Genomic DNA, 16,207 nt, shown 5'->3' with positions numbered 1-16,207 from the left:
CAGCACGAGGAGAACCGCGTGACCGCACAGCCGCACCCCGACGAGACGCCCGCCCAGGACCTGCTGACCACCGCCGGCAAGCTCAGGCAGAAGGAGCAGCGGCTCGACGAGGCGGTGCGGGTCGCCGACGAGCGGGCGAAGGAGAAGCAGCACGCCAAGGGCCGCAAGTCGGCCCGCGAGCGGATCCTTGCGCTGTTCGACGAGGGCTCGTTCGTCGAGATGGACGAGCTGGCGCGGCATCGGTCGACCAACTTCGGCCTCGAGAAGAAGCGGCCCTACGGCGACGGGGTGATCACCGGCTTCGGCACGATCGATGGTCGCCAGGTGTGTGTCTTCTCCCAGGACTTCTCGATCTTCGGCGGGTCGCTGGGCCAGGTCTACGGCGAGAAGATCTGCAAGGTGATGGACCTCGCCATCAAGACCGGCTGCCCGATCATCGGCATCAACGAGGGCGCCGGCGCGCGGATCCAGGAGGGCGTGGTCTCGCTCGGCCTCTACGGCGAGATCTTCAAGCGCAACGTGCACGCCTCGGGCGTGATCCCGCAGATCTCGCTGATCATGGGCAACTGCGCCGGCGGCCACGTCTACTCCCCCGCCGTCACCGACTTCACGGTGATGGTCGACCAGACCTCCGCGATGTTCATCACCGGCCCCGACGTGATCAAGACCGTCACCGGCGAGGACGTCACCATGGAGGAGCTCGGCGGCGCCCGGGCCCACAACACCAAGTCGGGCAACAGCCACTACATGGCCTCCGACGAGGACGACGCGCTCGACTACGTCAAGGCGCTGCTGTCGTTCCTGCCGCAGAACAACCTCGACGAGCCGGTGGTCTACGACGTCGCGGTCGACCTCGACAACACCGACCTCGACCGGACGCTCGACACGATCATCCCCGACTCGCCCAACCAGCCCTACGACATGCACGAGGTGATCGGCGCGGTCCTCGACGACCAGGACTTCCTCGAGGTCCAGGCGCTGTTCGCCCCCAACATCATCGTCGGCCTCGGCCGCGTCGAGGGCCGGCCGGTGGGCGTGGTCGCCAACCAGCCGATGCAGCTGGCCGGCACCCTCGACATCGACGCCTCGGAGAAGGCCGCCCGCTTCGTCCGCTTCTGCGACGCGTTCAACCTCCCGGTCCTGACCTTCGTCGACGTGCCCGGCTTCCTGCCCGGCACCGACCAGGAGTGGGACGGCATCATCCGGCGCGGGGCGAAGCTGATCTACGCCTACTCCGAGGCCACCGTGCCGCTGGTCACGATCATCACCCGCAAGGCCTACGGCGGCGCCTACGACGTGATGGGCTCCAAGCACCTCGGCGCCGACATGAACCTCGCCTGGCCGACCGCGCAGATCGCCGTGATGGGCGCCCAGGGAGCCGTCAACATCCTCTACCGCCACGAGCTCAAGGTCGCCGACGATCCCGAAGCCCTCCGCGCCGAGCTCATCGAGGAGTACGAGACCAAGCTCGCCAACCCCTACGAAGCAGCCGAACGGCTCTACATCGACGGCGTGATCTCACCCCGCAACACCCGCCCCGAGGTGATCAAGGCACTCCGCGTGCTCCGCACCAAGCGAGCCTCACTGCCCGCCAAGAAGCACGGGAACATCCCGCTGTGAGTGGGGACGGAGTCCCCGCGAGCAGCGGGACGCCCGAGCTCAGGGTGGTGACGCCCGACGCGTCTCCGGAGGAGATCGCCGCCCTGGTGGTGGCCCTCGCGGCCCTGCAGCCGAGCGCTCCGCCGCCTCCGAGGCCCCGCTCCCGCTGGGCCGACCCGGCCCGGATGATGCGCCGGCCGGTGACGCCGGGACCCGGCGGGTGGCGCACCAGCGCCCTACCCTAGGCACTGGCCTAGAGTCGGTCGGGTGACCACAGCCGACCCCGCCAACCGCCCCGTCGACGCCGTCTGCGACCAGTACGTCGAGGACCTGGCCGCCCACGACCCCCTGGCCGCGACCTACGCCGGCATCGCCGGTCACGACCACGAGCTGCCCGACCTGTCTCCCGACGGGTGGGCGGCCGGCGACGAGCTCACCCGGGCCGCCCTCGCCGCCGCGCGAGCCGCCGCGCCCACCGACGAGCGGGAGCGGGTGGCACAGGCCGCCTTCCTCGAGCGACTCGGCCTCACCCAGGAGCTGGCCGACGCCGGCTACCAGCGGTCGGAGGTCAGCGTGCTCACCAGCGGGCTGCACGCGATCCGCGACGCCTTCGACCTGATGCCGACCGACGGCGAGGAGGCGTGGACCAACATCGACGCCCGGCTGGCCGGCATCCCGTCGACCCTCGACGGCTACCGCGCGACGTTGCTCGAGGAGGCCGCCGAGGGGCACCTCTCCGCGGCCCGGCAGTACGCCGAGGTGGCCGGGCAAGTCCGCAACTGGACCGGCCAGGAGGGTGACGCCGGCGACTTCTTCGCGGGCCTGGTCGCCGGCGCGGACGTGCCCGAGACGCTGGCCGCCCAGCTGCGGGAGCATGCGGCCGCCGCCTCCTCGGCGTACGCCGACTTCGGGAGGTTCCTCGGCGAGGAGCTGGCCCCGCGCGGGCGGGAGAAGGAGGCGGTCGGTCCCGACCACTACGCGCTGGCGTCGCGCTACTTCCTCGGTGCCGAGATCGACCTCGCGGAGACCTACGCCTGGGGCTGGCAGGAGCTGAAGCGGATCGAGGACGACATGGCCGCCACCGCCCAGCGGATCAGGCCGGGGGCGAGCGTCGACGAGGCGGTGGCGGCGCTCGACGCCGACCCGGCGCGCCTCATCGAGGGCAAGGACGCCTTCCGCGGGTGGATGCAGGACCTCGCCGACCGGACCGTCGCGGAGCTGGCCGACGTGCACTTCGACATCCCCGAGCCGGTCCGCCGCATCGAGTGCTGCCTGGCCCCCACCAACGACGGCGGGATCTACTACACCGGTCCGTCGGAAGACTTCAGCCGGCCCGGGCGGATGTGGTGGTCGGTGCCCGACGGCATCACCACGTTCAGCCCGTGGCGCGAGGTGACGACCGTCTACCACGAGGGGGTGCCCGGCCATCACCTCCAGGTCGCGCAGACGGCCTACCGCAGCGAGAGCCTCAACCGGTGGCAGCGGCTGCTGTGCTGGGTCAGCGGCCACGGCGAGGGATGGGCGCTCTATGCCGAGCGGCTGATGGACGAGCTGGGCTACCTCGCCGACCCGGCCGACCGGCTCGGCATGCTCGACGCCCAGGGGTTCCGGGCCGCCCGGGTGGTCGTCGACATCGGCATGCACCTGGAGCTGGAGATCCCCCGCGACAACCCGTTCGGCTTCCACCCCGGGGAGCGCTGGACGCCCGAGCTCGGGCTGGAGTTCATGCGCCAGCACTGCCGGATGGACGACGCGTTCATCGTGTTCGAGGTCAACCGCTACCTCGGCTGGCCCGGTCAGGCGCCGTCGTACAAGGTGGGCGAGAGGATCTGGCTGGAGGCACGCGCCGACGCGCAGGCACGCCAGGGCGACGCCTTCGACCTCCGCGGCTTCCACCGAGCCGCGCTCGACCTGGGGTCACTCGGCCTCGACCCGCTGCGCGCGGCCCTGGGACGCCTGTGACCGGCGCTCCGCAGGCGCCTCCACGCGACGGCACCACGCTCGTGCTCGCCTCCGCGTCGCCCGCGCGGCTGGCCACCCTGCGCAGTGCCGGCGTCGAGCCGGTCGTCATGGTCTCCGGCGTCGACGAGTCGCAGCTCGACGGCCTGCCGCCGGCCGAGCTCGCCCTGCAGCTCGCGGAGCTCAAGTGCGCCGCCGTGGCCGCTCGGGACGACCTGCCGAGGCCGTCGCTGGTGCTCGGCTGCGACTCGGTGCTGGAGCTCGACGGCGAGGCCCTCGGCAAGCCCGACGACGCCGCCGACGCCCGCCGACGCTGGCAGGCGATGCGCGGGCGCACCGGCGTCCTCCACACCGGACACTGCCTGACCGACGCGACCACCGGCCGCGTCGCGGCCGCCATCGCCTCGACGACCGTGCACTTCGCCGACCTCGGCGACGACGAGATCGACGCCTACGTCGCCACCGGCGAGCCGCTGCTGGTGGCCGGTGCGTTCACCGTCGACGGGCTGGGCGGGGCCTTCGTCACCGGCATCGAGGGCGACCACCACAACGTGGTCGGCGTCAGCCTGCCCCTGGTCCGCGAGCTGGTCGCCGAGCTGGGGCACAGATGGGTCGGGCTCTGGCCCCACTGACACGCCTGGATCCAGGCACTGCCCGTCGAGTCGGGCAGGTCAGCGGGCCAGAGCCCGAGGCAGGTGCGGGTCAGGCCGCGACCGGCATCGGCGCCGGAGCGGCGACGCGAGCGGCGACGTAGGCGCGCAGCCACATCGCGTCGCTGACCGTGGCGTCGGTGAGCGCGGCGCGCAGCGAGGCGCAGGCACGCGCGGCGATGACGCCGAGCGAGCGGCTGTCGGCACGGAGCGGGGCGACCGCGGCGGTCAGACCCTTCTCCTCGATCTGCATCGCGAGCTCGTCGACGGTGGGCTCCCGGAAGGTCTCGTTCATGGCGATCCCCCTCTCTGTGGTGGTGCTCGAGGTCGGTCCTCGAACTGATGCCTCCAGCGTAGGAAGAATTTTTCATTACGTCCAACGATGGAACTTTCTCATATTCATCAGATACACTGATCAACATGGCCACCCTCCAGGACGTCGACTTCCGTCAGCTCACCGCGCTGCGCGAGGTGGCCCGCGAGCGCTCCTTCGGGCGCGCCGCGCAGGCCCTCGGCTACACCCAGTCGGCGGTCAGCCAGCAGATCGCCTCGCTCGAGCGACTGGTGGGCGGCCCGGTCTTCGACCGTCCCGGAGGTCCCAAGCCGGTCGAGCTCACCCCGCTCGGCACCCTGCTGCTGGGCCATGCCGACATCCTCATGGAGCAGCTCGCCACGGCCGACGCGGAGCTGCGGGCCTTCGCCCGCGGCCAGCACGGCAGCCTGTCGGTCGGGACCTTCCAGAGCGTCTCGGTGCAGCTGCTCCCCCAGATCGTCCGCGAGTTCCGGCCGGGCCACACCGGGATCGACCTGCGCCTGCAGGAGTCCGACGACCTCGACCGACTGGTCGACGACCTGCGCGACGGCAGCCTCGACCTGTCGTTCGTCGTGGTCACCGAGGAGGTCGACGGGTTGGAGGTCATCGAGCTCTTCGACGACCCGTTCGTGCTGGTCAGCCCGCCGGGCGAGGTCTCCGAGGGCGATCGGGTCCAGCTCGAGCAGCTCCCCGAGCTGGCCATGATCGGCGAGTTCAACACCCCGTGCCAGCGCCAGCTCGACGCCGACCTGCGGCGCGCCGGGGTCGCCGACCTCAACGTGGTGTTCCGCAGCACCGACAACGGCGCCATCCAGGCGATGGTGCGTGCGGGCGTGGGTCACGCGCTGATGCCGGCGTTGGCCGTCGATGCCGACGACCCCGACGTCCGGATGCAGCGCATGGACCCCCACCTGCCCCCGCGGACCATCGGGCTCGCCTGGCGGGCCCACCGCAGCAGCTCGCCGGCCGCCGAGGAGTTCGTCGAGATCGCCCGCCGCGTGGGCGCCGCCATGCAGGAGCGTCAGGGCCACCTCGAGCAGGCCGGCTGAGGCTCGGCCCAGCCCTCGAGACGCTGGCTCAGTCCTCCGCCAGCTCCTCCTCGTTCCAGCGCTCCAGCAGGGTCGCGGGCAGCCCCGGCGTCTGCGGGTGGCGGAACACCCAGGTGCGATAGAGGTAGAACCGGGTGACCGTGCCCATCGTGGCGCCGATGACGTTGGCGGAGATGTTGTCCGAGAGCGGGTCGGTGAGGCCGAGCACGTGCCGGCTGAACCACAGGCAGGTCGTCGGGATCAGCATCGTGGCGAGGTTGATCACCAGGAACGCGGTGCGGCCGCCGTCGGCATGCACCGGCTCGCGGTGGCGGAACGCCCACGACCGGGTGCCGCGATAGCTGATCACCATGCCGATCAGGTTGGCGATGACATAGGCCGCGATCGGCTGGCTGGACATGAAGCCGCCGAACCGGGTCCAGAAGCCGTGGACCAGGTAGTTGAACAGCAGGAACGCCACGAGTGTCGCCACACCGCCGACGGCCATGAACTTGGCCGCCTCCGACAGCAGGCGGTTCCAGCGCGGTCCCATGGAGAGCAACCCTAGACGGCCGCGACCATCCGGCCGCGCGCCCCACCGCTACTCGACCGGAAGTCCGAGCCCGCGAGCGATGAGCATCCGCTGCACCTCGGAGGTGCCCTCACCGATCTCGAGGACCTTGGCGTCGCGGTAGAACCGCGCCACGGCGTACTCCTCCATGAAGCCGTAGCCCCCGAAGACCTGGGTGGCGATCCGGGTCGCGGTGACCGCCGACTCGGTGGCGTAGAGCTTCGCGACGGCGGCCGCCTGCTTGAACTCCTGCGGACCGGGGCCGCGGCCCGCCGCCATGGCGTCCTTCATCGCGGCGGCCTTGTAGGTCAGCAGCCGAGCGGCGTCGAGCATCACCTGGAGGTCGGCGATCTGGAAGGCCAGTCCCTGCTTGCGACCGATCGGGACGCCGAAGGTCTGCCGCTCACCGGCGTAGGCCACCGACAGGTCGAGACAGGCCTGCAGGCAGCCGACGGCCAGCGCCGCGATCGCGACCCGGCCGTCGTCGAGGGTGGCCAGGAACTGGGCGAAGCCGCGGCCCCGCTCCCCCAGCAGGTTGCCCTCGGGCACCCGGCAGCCGGTGAAGGTGAGCGGATGGGTGTCGGAGGCGTGCCAGCCGAGCTTGTCGTACGCCGGCTCCGCGACGAAGCCGGGCGTGCCGGAGGGGACGATGATCGTGGAGATCTCGGGGCGCTCGCGACCGTCGGCCGCGGTGCGGGTGCCGGTGCGCGCCGTCACGGTGACCAGGCTGGTGATCGCCGACCCCGAGTTGGTGATGAACTGCTTGTCACCGTCGATCACCCACTGCCCGTCGACCAGCTCGGCGCGGGTGCGGGTGGCGCCGGCGTCGGACCCGGCGCCGGCCTCGGTGAGCCCGAAGCCCGCCAGCGCGCGGCCGGCCACCAGGTCGGGCAGCCAGGTCTGCCGCTGCTCGTCGGTGCCGAAGGTGAGGATCGGGTTGATGCCGAGCCCGACCGCCGCCTCCAGCGTGATGCCGAGGCTCTGGTCGACGCGACCGATCTCCTCGATGGCGAGGCACAGCGAGGTGAAGCCGCCCTCGTCGCCCTCCAGGCCCGCGCCGCCGTACTCCTCGGGCGCGGTCAGGCCGAACAGCCCCAGCTCGCCCATCTGCTGCACCACGTCGACCGGGAAGTGGTGGTCGCGGTCCCACCGCGCGGCGTGCGGCGCGATCTCGGCGTCGGCGAACTCGCGCACCACGCGGCGGAAGTCCTCGTGCTCCTTCGACAGCTCCCAGCTCATGTGCGCATGCTAGCCCAGATGGTTAGCGATTGTTAACCTCGGCTGGTCCAGTGCGCCGGGCGGGACAGCCGGGCCGGCAACCGGGTGACCGGGTCCCCCAGGGCGGCGCTCACCTGGGGCTGGGTGAGGAACAACGCGGTCGACAGGTCCGCGCCCCGGAGGTCGGCGTCTCGCAGGTCGGCACCGAGCAGGTCGGCACGATGCAGGTCGCGCCGGCGCAGGTCGGTGGCCATCAGCAGCGCGCCGCGGTACGACGGCCCGCCGAGCTCGGCCGCGACCCGGGCGAACAGGGCGCCGGCGCGCGTCCGCCAGGACGCCACGTCGACCTCGAGAACGGCCCGCGGCGAGCCCCGCCCCAGCAGCTCCAGCTCCCGCGCGAGTCCGAGGGCCTCGGCGGCCACGGCCGAGGTGGCGCAGGCGGGGTCCCCGAGCAGGAACCGCATCTCGTGCAGCTGGCGGAGCACGCCGAAGACCGCCGCCCGCTCGACCGGGTCCGCGTCGCGCGCCCCGCCGTAGGTGCGCTGGACGACGTGCTGGCCGGCGCCGAAGCAGTCGAAGGTGACGCATCCGCGCCATCCCTCCGCCCGGAGCCGGTCGTGGATGCGGCAGCGATGGTCATCGGCGAGGTGCCGGCACGCGACGTCGGCGGGCTTGTCCTCGGGAACTCCCGCCCCCTCGTGAAGGGCAGCGAGCAGCACAGCGCGGCGCAGCTGTCACAGTCGGCGACCAGCTCCATCGCCTCACCCCCGGAACGGCGCCACCGCACGCCAGCCGGGGTCGGGCTCGGCGTCGATCCTGACCCTGCCCTCGGTCCACCCGGACACCGCGGTGCGGAGCACCTCCTCGCCCGGGCCGGCGCCGTCCACATAGAAGTGCAGCGTGCGGACCCCCGCCTCGGTGGCGTGCGCCAGCAGCAGCCCACCCGTGCCGAGGCGGTCGACGAGGTGGTCCTCGAGGGCGCGCAGCGCGTCCAGCGACCGCTCGCCGGGGAACCCGGCCTCGGTCTGCTCGGAGAACGGCACCGCGATCGCGACGTGGCGGTCCAGGTCGGGCGCCTGCACCGACGCCAGCACCGACCGGGCGGTGACCAGGATCTGGCCCCGTGGCCCCTCGCCCTGCAGGATCGCCCAGGTCGGCGCCCCGTGGTCGTCGAGATGGTCGGCGGCCAGGTCGGTGACGAGGCCGCGCAGGTGCTCCAACGGGAAGGCGTCCATCGGGCGGTGGGTGGCGGGCACGATCTCCCCGATCCAGGTCTCGACGTCGGCCTCGCCGAGGGTGGCGTCGAGCGCGAGGAACGTCAGCTGCAGGCGGGTGTGGTCGTCGACGTCGGCGAAGAGCGGGTGGAACAGCGTCACGTCGAGCCGGGTGCGCTGCCGGCGCGCGGTGAGCACCACCTCGGAGAACGGCAGGTCCCGGCCGCCGACGGAGAGGGTCTGGCCGCCGAGGTCGGTCGAGGGCCCGCGCAGGTCGGCGTACTCCCAGACGGTGGTGGGGGCGGGAGCCGCGCGCAGCCAACGGCGCGCGAGGGCGCGCAGCGCCGGGTCGCCGCCCGCCGAGACGACCAGCTGGTGTCGGCTCAGCGAGCCCGGCCCCAGCTCCCAGTCGAGCTCGGGGTGCATGGCGCCGACCCGCTTCGAGATCGCCTCGACCTCCCGGCCGGGGTCACCGTCGGTGATCGCCGCGTCGACCGCGGCGCCGCCCTCGGCCGACCACCACGCCCAGAAGTCGACGACGGCGCCGGCGGCGTGGTCGCGGGTCGGGTCGGGCGCCTGGCGACGGCGGAACAACGGCATGTCGTCGCACGCTACCCCCGTGACCCGGCGGCCGGCGCGACGAACCGTTCACCGCGTCGTCGTGCGGTGTGACCGAGTCGACGCCGCCGGCCGGTGGCGCCGGGCGGGCCGGGCGATACGCTGCGGCTCGGGTACGCCGCGAGGTGAGCGAGCGCACCCGGACAGGTGTCGCCAGCCAGCAGGAGGTCGGGTGCCCGTGAGCCAGGGGCTGCAGAAGGTCCTCGTCGCCAACCGCGGCGAGATCGCGGTGCGGGTGATCCGGGCCTGCAAGGACGCGGGCATCGGCAGCGTGGCGGTCTATGCCGACCCCGACCGTGACGCGATCTTCGCGGCGCTCGCCGACGAGGCCTACGCCTTGGGCGGATCGACCCCGGCGGAGACCTACCTCGACATCGCCAAGATCCTCGACGTCGCGAAGCGCGCGGGCGCCGACTCGGTGCACCCCGGCTACGGCTTCCTCGCCGAGAACGCCGGCTTCGCCCAGGCCGTGCTCGACGCGGGGCTGATCTGGATCGGCCCGCCGCCGGCGGCGATCGAGAAGCTGGGCGACAAGGTGCAGGCCCGCCACATCGCCGCCAAGGTCGGCGCCCCCCAGGTGGTCGGCACGCCCGACCCGGTGGAGAGCGCCGACGAGGTCGTCGCCTTCGCCGAGGAGCACGGTCTCCCGATCGCGATCAAGGCCGCGTTCGGTGGCGGCGGCCGTGGGCTCAAGGTGGCGCGCGAGATCGGCGAGGTCGCCGAGCTCTACGACTCGGCCGTGCGCGAGGCGGTCACCGCCTTCGGCCGCGGCGAGTGCTTCGTCGAGCAGTACCTCGACCACCCGCGGCACGTCGAGACGCAGTGCCTCGCCGACCGGCACGGCAACGTGGTGGTCGTCTCGACCCGCGACTGCTCGCTGCAGCGTCGCCACCAGAAGCTCGTCGAGGAGGCGCCCGCGCCCTACCTCACCGACGCCCAGGTCGACCAGCTCTACTCCGCCTCCAAGGCGATCCTGCGCGAGGCGGGCTACGTCGGTGCCGGCACCTGTGAGTTCCTGGTCGGCAAGGACGGCACGATCTCCTTCCTCGAGGTCAACACCCGCCTCCAGGTCGAGCACCCCGTCTCGGAGGAGGTCACCGGGCTCGACCTGGTGCGCGAGATGTTTCGGATCGCCGCCGGCGAGGAGCTCGGCTACGACGACCCGCCGGTCTCGGGCCACTCCATCGAGTTCCGGATCAACGCCGAGGACGCCGGCCGCACCTTCATGCCGGCCCCCGGCACCCTGACCCGGTGGGAGCCGCCCAGCGGTCCCGGCGTACGCGTCGACGGCGGCTACCACGCCGGCCAGACCATCCCCGGCGCCTTCGACTCGCTGATCGCCAAGCTGGTGGTCACCGGACGCGACCGGACCCAGGCGCTGGAGCGGTCGAGGCGGGCCCTCGCGGAGTTCGAGGTGGACGGCATGCCCACGGTCATCCCGTTCCACCGCGCCGTGGTGGAGGACCCGGCGTTCGTCGGCGACGACGAGCGGTTCGGTGTCTACACCTCGTGGATCGAGACGGAGTTCGACAACCAGATCGCGCCCTACGCCGGCGAGCACGGCGAGCCCGACGACGAGGCCGAGCGGCAGCGGGTCGTGGTCGAGGTCGGCGGCCGCCGCCTCGAGGTGGTGCTCCCCGGCGGCCTGGGCGGCGGCGTGGCCGCATCGGCCGGCCCGAAGAAGCCCGCCCGCCGGGCCGGCGGCAAGACCGCCGCGGCGGCGTCCGGCGACGCCGTCACGTCGCCGATGCAGGGCACCATCGTCAAGGTCGCCGTCGCCGAGGGCGACACCGTGGCCGAGGGCGACGTGATCGTGGTGCTCGAGGCGATGAAGATGGAGCAGCCGCTCAAGGCCCACAAGGCCGGCACCGTCACCGGGCTCTCCGCCGAGGTCGGCGCCACCGTCACCAACGGCGCGGTGGTCTGCGAGCTCAAGGACTGAGGCGCGCCGGCCGCTGCGGCAGACTCACGACATGGACGAGGACCTGGACGGCTTCACCCGCGACGAGCTGGCCGCCGAGGTGATCCGGCTCCGCACCGCCATCAGAGCCCATCGCGACAGCTCGGGGCACGACCTGTGCTGGCACCACCCCGAGCTCTGGGAGACGCTGCCCGAACGGCTCGACCCCGACATCGCCGTCCCGCCGTGGCCGCGGTTCCTGCGCGGCTGCGTGGCCTACCGGGAGTCCCTCGACCGGGAAGCACCCGAGGCCAGGACCCATGACGTGGAGTACGACGGGTCCCGCTGAGCCGGCCCGTCTCAGTCCGGGGGCATGACGACGCCCACCTCGGCGCGCCCCGACTAACCTCGGCGCATGTTCTCCAAGGTGCTGGTGGCCAACCGTGGCGAGATCGCGGTGCGCGCGTTCCGGGCGGCGTACGAGGTGGGCGCGTCGACGGTGGCGGTCTTCCCGTGGGAGGACCGCTGGTCCGAGCACCGGCTCAAGGCCGACGAGGCCTTCGAGATCGGGGAGCCCGGCCACCCGGTGCGTGCCTACCTCGACCCCGAGGCGATCGTGGCGACCGCGGTCCGCGCGGGGGCCGACGCCGTCTATCCCGGCTACGGCTTCCTGTCGGAGAACCCCGCGCTCGCCGAGGCCTGCGCCGCCCAGGGCATCACCTTCGTGGGTCCGCCGGCGGAGGTGCTCACGCTCACCGGCAACAAGGCACGGGCGATCGCCGCGGCCGAGCGGGCCGGTCTCCCCACGCTGCGGAGCGTGCCGCCGTCGACCGACGTCGACGCCCTAGTCGACGCGGCGAGTGCCATCCCGTTCCCGCTGTTCGTCAAGGCGGTCGCCGGCGGCGGCGGGCGCGGCATGCGTCGGGTCGACCGTGCCGACCAGCTGCGCGAGTCGGTCGAGGCGTGCATGCGCGAGGGCGAGGGCGCCTTCGGCGACCCGACGGTCTTCATCGAGCAGGCCGTCGTCGAGCCGCGTCACATCGAGGTGCAGATCCTCGCCGACGGGGCCGGCAACGTGATCCACCTCTTCGAGCGCGACTGCTCGCTCCAGCGGCGGCACCAGAAGGTCGTGGAGATCGCGCCCGCGCCCCACCTCGACCCCGAGCTCCGCGATCGCATCTGCGCCGACGCGGTCCGGTTCGCCACGGCGATCGGCTACGTCAACGCCGGCACCGTGGAGTTCCTGCTCGACCCGAGCGGCAACTACGTCTTCATCGAGATGAACCCGCGCATCCAGGTCGAGCACACGGTGACCGAGGAGGTCACCGACGTCGACCTGGTGCAGTCGCAGCTGCGCATCGCCGCCGGCGAGACGCTCGACGACCTCGGCCTGTCCCAGGACACCGTCAGCCTCCGCGGCGCCGCGCTGCAGTGCCGGATCACCACCGAGGACCCCGCCAACGGGTTCCGGCCCGACACGGGCAAGATCACGACGTACCGCTCCCCCGGCGGAGCCGGGGTCCGACTCGATGGCGGCACGACCTACACCGGCGCCGAGGTGTCCGCCCACTTCGACTCGATGCTGGCCAAGCTGACCTGCCGCGGTCGCACCTTCGGCAAGGCCGTGGAGAAGGCGCGGCGGGCGCTGGCGGAGTTCCGGATCCAGGGCGTCTCGACCAACATCCCGTTCCTCCAGGCGGTGCTCGACGACCCCGACTTCGCCGCCGGCGGCGTCACCACCTCGTTCATCGACACCCACCCGCAGCTGCTCACCGCCCGCGCGATGCGCGACCCCGGTGGCCGGCTGATCCAGTACCTCGCCGACGTCACGGTCAACCAGCCGCACGGCAGCGCGCCGGTCAGCATCGACGCCCGCAGCAAGCTCCCCGAGGTCGACCTCGACGCACCAGCGCCGGCCGGGAGCCGTCAGCAGCTGCTGGAGCTCGGCCCCGAGGGCTTCGCGCGGGCGCTGCGCGACCAGACCCGGGTGGCGGTCACCGACACGACGTTCCGCGACGCCCACCAGAGTCTGCTCGCGACCCGGGTCCGCACCCGCGACCTGCTCCAGGTGGCCGGGCACGTCGCCCGCACCACGCCGGAGCTGTGGTCGCTGGAGTGCTGGGGCGGGGCGACGTACGACGTGGCGCTGCGCTTCCTGCACGAGGACCCGTGGGAGCGCCTCGCCGCGCTGCGTGAGGCGGTGCCCAACGTCTGCCTGCAGATGCTGCTGCGCGGCCGCAACACCGTGGGCTACACGCCCTACCCCACCGCCGTGACCGACGCCTTCGTCGAGGAGGCGGTGGCCACCGGGCTCGACGTCTTCCGCATCTTCGACGCGCTCAACGACGTGGAGCAGATGCGCCCCGCGATCGAGGCGGTGCGCGCCACCGGCACGGCGGTGGCCGAGGTGGCGCTGTGCTACACCAGCGACCTGTCCGACCCGGCGGAGCGGCTCTACACGCTCGACTACTACCTGCGGCTCGCCGACCAGATCGTCGACGCCGGCGCCCACATCATCGCGATCAAGGACATGGCCGGGCTGCTGCGCGCGCCCGCGGCCCGCACCCTGGTCACCGCGCTCCGCGAGCGCTTCGACCTGCCCGTGCACCTGCACACCCACGACACCCCCGGCGGCCAGCTGGCCACGCTGCTCGCGGCCATCGACGCCGGGGTCGACGCCGTCGACGCGGCCACCGCCTCGATGGCCGGCACCACCTCGCAGCCCGCGCTCTCGGCGCTGGTGTCGGCGACCGACCACAGCGACCGCGACACCGGCCTCGACCTCGGCGCCGTGTGCGCGCTGGAGCCCTACTGGGAGGCCACCCGGCGGGTCTACGCGCCGTTCGAGTCGGCGCTGCCCTCACCGACCGGGCGGGTCTACCGCCACGAGATCCCCGGTGGGCAGCTCTCCAACCTGCGGCAGCAGGCGATCGCGCTCGGGCTCGGGGAGAAGTTCGAGCAGATCGAGGACATGTACGCCGCGGCCAACGACATCCTCGGCAACATCGTCAAGGTCACGCCGTCCTCCAAGGTGGTCGGCGACCTGGCGCTCCACCTGGTGGCCGTCGGCGCCGACCCGGCGGAGTTCGCCGAGGACCCCGGCCGGTTCGACATCCCCGACTCGGTGATCGGCTTCCTGTCCGGCGAGCTCGGCGAGCCGCCGGGCGGCTGGCCCGAGCCGTTCCGCACCAAGGCGCTGGCCGGCCGCACCTGGAAGCAACCCGCCGCCGAGCTGACCCCCGAGCAGGCGGCCGGCCTCGACGCCGGCGCCGGCACCCGGCGGCAGACGCTCAACGAGCTGCTCTTCCCCGGCCCGACCCGGGACTACACCGCCGCGCAGGAGCAGTACGGCGACCTGTCCGTGCTCCCGACCGTCGACTACCTCTACGGCCTGGTCCAGGGCGAGGAGCACCGCGTCGACTTCACCGAGGGGCAGAGCACCCTCGTCGGGCTGCAGGCCGTCAGCGACCCCGACGAGCGCGGCTACCGCACCGTCCTGTGCACCCTCGACGGCCAGCTCAAGCCGGTGTCGGTGCGCGACCGCGGCGTCGCCTCGGCGGTCGTCAGCGCCGAGAAGGCCGACCCGTCCGAGCCCGGCCACGTCGGCGCGCCCTTCCAGGGCTCGGTCACCGTCGTCGTCGAGGAGGGCGCGAAGGTCGCCGCCGGCGAGACCATCGCCACCATCGAGGCGATGAAGATGGAGGCCTCGATCACCGCCCCCCGGGACGGCACCGTCACCCGCCTGGCCTTCACCGGCACCCGTCCCGTGGAGGGCGGCGACCTGGTGGCCGTCCTGGGTTGAGCCCGAGGCGTCGCAGACGGCGCGGTCAGGCGTCGCAGACGGCGGTCAGCGGATGCGGAAGGTGAAGTAGGTCGACCGCAGCCCGAACAGGGAGCGCACGGCATCGCCGGACAGGGTGCGCTTGCCCTTCCCGCCGACGAAGGTCACCGACTCGACGCGGCCACCCCAGTCGCCGTTGCCGTCGCGGGCGGTGACGGTGATCTTGGTCAGGTTGCCGATCGCGGGCAGCTTCTTCTCCACGGCGGTGTCGGAGAGCTTGATGGTCCAGTCGTGGACCGGGTTGCCTGCCCAGCCGTCGTAGGGGTCGGGCTGCGCGGCGAGGTAGTCCATCGACCCGGCCGAGGTCCAGCCGCCGGAGCTGGAGGCGAACTGGGTGAACGCCGGCTGCCCGGCGTCGTCCAGCAGCACCTCGCCGGCCGTGGCGTCGACGGCGGCGTTCGACGCGGGATGCTCGGCGTCGTAGCCGCCGTACACCTGGCAGGAGGAGGTGTCACAGATCTGGTACGACGACGCGCGCGGGTGCGCCCGCTCGTACGCCGCGTAGGTGCGCGCCGCCACCGCCTGCGTGCGGACCGCCTCGGTCGACCAGAGGGCCGGCATCTCGAGCGGGACGACCCCGCGCAGGTAGTTGTCCAGGGTGAGCACGTTGACGGTGTCTCGTGCCGACGAGCCCGGCGTGGGTGCCGCCGACCGCAGCCGTCCGCGGTAGGACTTCGTCGCCCCGCCCGGCAGCTGCAGCCGGAGGGGACGACCGTTGGCATAGAGCTCGGCGTCGCCGCCCAGCACCGTCCAGCGCTTCCAGGTCTTCGAGGCGCGGAAGGAGACCACCGTGGTGGTGCCCGTGCCGGGGCGCAGCCGCCACTTCGTGGCGCCGTTGTCCGGCAGCCGCGACTGCTGGCCGGTGCTCAGGTCCTTCACCTTCAGCCCGGTCTGGGCGCGCACCACCAGGTCGTCCGACGTCGCCGCGGTGATCAGCACCCGGACCTGTCCGCCGGCCGTGCCCCAGGTGGTCCCGGGGTAGTAGAACTCCGCGATCTGGTCATAGCCGAGCCCCTGACGCGCGGCGCCCTCGGCGCCGTACTGCGACATCCCGTGGCCGTGCCCGTAGCCATGGCCCTTGATGACCACCGTCGCCGACCGCGGGACGGACCAGGCATCGGCGGCCATGGACGGCGCCGCAGGCACCAGGACGACGGCGAGACCGAGGGCCACCGCGAGCGGCCGGAGACGGCGCCGCGCGGCCGAGGCTCGGTGGTCGGGGCGGGGCATGGCGGGTGCTTCCGGTCGGGGTCGGCGGGGGACTCCGATCGCATCACGACCGCAGCAGCGCCGCAG

The 16,207-nt window shown here is 72.7% G+C and carries 14 protein-coding genes; 8 read left to right on the top strand and 6 right to left on the bottom strand.

Annotated elements, in window-relative coordinates; translation table 11 throughout:
* Positions 1 to 18 precede the first annotated feature (18 nt).
* From R2740_RS02065 to R2740_RS02050, 4 genes are read left to right on the top strand one after another with little or no spacing between them, the layout of a single operon-like run.
* The gene (locus tag R2740_RS02065; protein ID WP_371301019.1) at positions 19 to 1,620 is read left to right on the top strand and encodes an acyl-CoA carboxylase subunit beta; all 1,602 of its coding nucleotides are present in this window, start codon (positions 19 to 21) and stop codon (positions 1,618 to 1,620) included.
* Positions 1,617 to 1,844, top strand: a complete 228-nt coding sequence (locus tag R2740_RS02060; protein ID WP_371301018.1) for an acyl-CoA carboxylase epsilon subunit — start codon at positions 1,617 to 1,619, stop codon at positions 1,842 to 1,844. The genes R2740_RS02065 and R2740_RS02060 overlap by 4 nt, the downstream gene beginning before the upstream one ends.
* Positions 1,845 to 1,866: 22 nt before the next feature.
* Positions 1,867 to 3,561: a DUF885 domain-containing protein gene (locus R2740_RS02055; RefSeq protein ID WP_371301017.1), complete on the top strand. Its 1,695-nt coding sequence runs from the start codon at positions 1,867 to 1,869 to the stop codon at positions 3,559 to 3,561.
* Positions 3,558 to 4,190 (top strand): nucleoside triphosphate pyrophosphatase, encoded by a 633-nt coding sequence (locus R2740_RS02050; protein ID WP_371301016.1) that lies wholly within the window; start codon positions 3,558 to 3,560, stop codon positions 4,188 to 4,190. The genes R2740_RS02055 and R2740_RS02050 overlap by 4 nt, the downstream gene beginning before the upstream one ends.
* A gap of 70 nt (positions 4,191 to 4,260) precedes the next feature.
* Here the strand turns inward: R2740_RS02050 and R2740_RS02045 are convergent, their stop codons facing one another.
* Positions 4,261 to 4,503, bottom strand: a complete 243-nt coding sequence (locus R2740_RS02045; RefSeq protein WP_371301015.1) for a hypothetical protein — start codon at positions 4,501 to 4,503, stop codon at positions 4,261 to 4,263.
* 125 nt (positions 4,504 to 4,628) lie between these two features.
* Here R2740_RS02045 and R2740_RS02040 point away from each other — a divergent pair, with 125 nt between their 5' ends.
* Complete coding sequence (locus R2740_RS02040; RefSeq protein ID WP_371301014.1) at positions 4,629 to 5,570, top strand: LysR family transcriptional regulator; 942 nt, start codon at positions 4,629 to 4,631, stop codon at positions 5,568 to 5,570.
* Between the two features lie 28 nt (positions 5,571 to 5,598).
* Here the strand turns inward: R2740_RS02040 and R2740_RS02035 are convergent, their stop codons facing one another.
* The 4 genes from R2740_RS02035 to R2740_RS02020 are packed head-to-tail and all read right to left on the bottom strand — an operon-like array spanning position 5,599 to position 9,152.
* Entirely contained in the window at positions 5,599 to 6,102 is a 504-nt protein-coding gene (locus R2740_RS02035; protein ID WP_371301013.1) for a GtrA family protein, read from the bottom strand.
* A 48-nt stretch (positions 6,103 to 6,150) separates the two neighbouring features.
* On the bottom strand, positions 6,151 to 7,359 hold the full coding sequence (locus R2740_RS02030; RefSeq protein ID WP_371301012.1) for an acyl-CoA dehydrogenase family protein: 1,209 nt from the start codon (positions 7,357 to 7,359) through the stop codon (positions 6,151 to 6,153).
* 32 nt (positions 7,360 to 7,391) lie between these two features.
* Positions 7,392 to 8,057 carry a pentapeptide repeat-containing protein gene (locus tag R2740_RS02025; protein WP_371301011.1) on the bottom strand — a complete coding sequence of 222 codons (666 nt, stop codon included), beginning with the start codon at positions 8,055 to 8,057 and terminating at the stop codon, positions 7,392 to 7,394.
* A 42-nt stretch (positions 8,058 to 8,099) separates the two neighbouring features.
* The gene (locus tag R2740_RS02020) at positions 8,100 to 9,152 is read right to left on the bottom strand and encodes a DUF695 domain-containing protein (RefSeq protein ID WP_371301010.1); all 1,053 of its coding nucleotides are present in this window, start codon (positions 9,150 to 9,152) and stop codon (positions 8,100 to 8,102) included.
* A gap of 196 nt (positions 9,153 to 9,348) precedes the next feature.
* On the opposite strand from R2740_RS02020, the gene R2740_RS02015 reads away from it, so the two are divergent.
* From R2740_RS02015 to R2740_RS02005, 3 genes are all read left to right on the top strand, one after another.
* Positions 9,349 to 11,112 (top strand): biotin carboxylase N-terminal domain-containing protein, encoded by a 1,764-nt coding sequence (locus tag R2740_RS02015; RefSeq protein ID WP_371301175.1) that lies wholly within the window; start codon positions 9,349 to 9,351, stop codon positions 11,110 to 11,112.
* A gap of 31 nt (positions 11,113 to 11,143) precedes the next feature.
* Positions 11,144 to 11,419 (top strand): hypothetical protein, encoded by a 276-nt coding sequence (locus R2740_RS02010; RefSeq protein ID WP_371301009.1) that lies wholly within the window; start codon positions 11,144 to 11,146, stop codon positions 11,417 to 11,419.
* Between the two features lie 66 nt (positions 11,420 to 11,485).
* Complete coding sequence (locus R2740_RS02005) at positions 11,486 to 14,872, top strand: pyruvate carboxylase (protein ID WP_371301008.1); 3,387 nt, start codon at positions 11,486 to 11,488, stop codon at positions 14,870 to 14,872.
* A 45-nt stretch (positions 14,873 to 14,917) separates the two neighbouring features.
* Here the strand turns inward: R2740_RS02005 and R2740_RS02000 are convergent, their stop codons facing one another.
* A complete protein-coding gene (locus R2740_RS02000; RefSeq protein WP_371301007.1) occupies positions 14,918 to 16,141 on the bottom strand; it encodes a SpoIID/LytB domain-containing protein in 1,224 nt (407 codons plus the stop codon).
* Positions 16,142 to 16,207: the final 66 nt, after the last annotated feature.

It is taken from the genome of Nocardioides sp. (assembly GCF_041393715.1).
Lineage (GTDB): Bacteria > Actinomycetota > Actinomycetes > Propionibacteriales > Nocardioidaceae > Nocardioides.
The sequence above is the reverse complement of the archived record's forward strand: the minus strand, read 5'-3'. Positions and strand labels throughout refer to the sequence as shown.

Bases quoted from the DNA above. Each gene is read 5' to 3' on its own strand.
- R2740_RS02045 (WP_371301015.1), bottom strand. From the start codon at position 4,503: ATGAACGAGACCTTCCGGGAGCCCACCGTCGACGAGCTCGCGATGCAG.
- R2740_RS02040 (WP_371301014.1), top strand. From the start codon at position 4,629: ATGGCCACCCTCCAGGACGTCGACTTCCGTCAGCTCACCGCGCTGCGC.
- R2740_RS02035 (WP_371301013.1), bottom strand. From the start codon at position 6,102: ATGGGACCGCGCTGGAACCGCCTGCTGTCGGAGGCGGCCAAGTTCATG.
- R2740_RS02030 (WP_371301012.1), bottom strand. From the start codon at position 7,359: ATGAGCTGGGAGCTGTCGAAGGAGCACGAGGACTTCCGCCGCGTGGTG.
- R2740_RS02020 (WP_371301010.1), bottom strand. From the start codon at position 9,152: ATGCCGTTGTTCCGCCGTCGCCAGGCGCCCGACCCGACCCGCGACCAC.
- R2740_RS02010 (WP_371301009.1), top strand. From the start codon at position 11,144: ATGGACGAGGACCTGGACGGCTTCACCCGCGACGAGCTGGCCGCCGAG.
- R2740_RS02005 (WP_371301008.1), top strand. From the start codon at position 11,486: ATGTTCTCCAAGGTGCTGGTGGCCAACCGTGGCGAGATCGCGGTGCGC.
- R2740_RS02000 (WP_371301007.1), bottom strand. From the start codon at position 16,141: ATGCCCCGCCCCGACCACCGAGCCTCGGCCGCGCGGCGCCGTCTCCGG.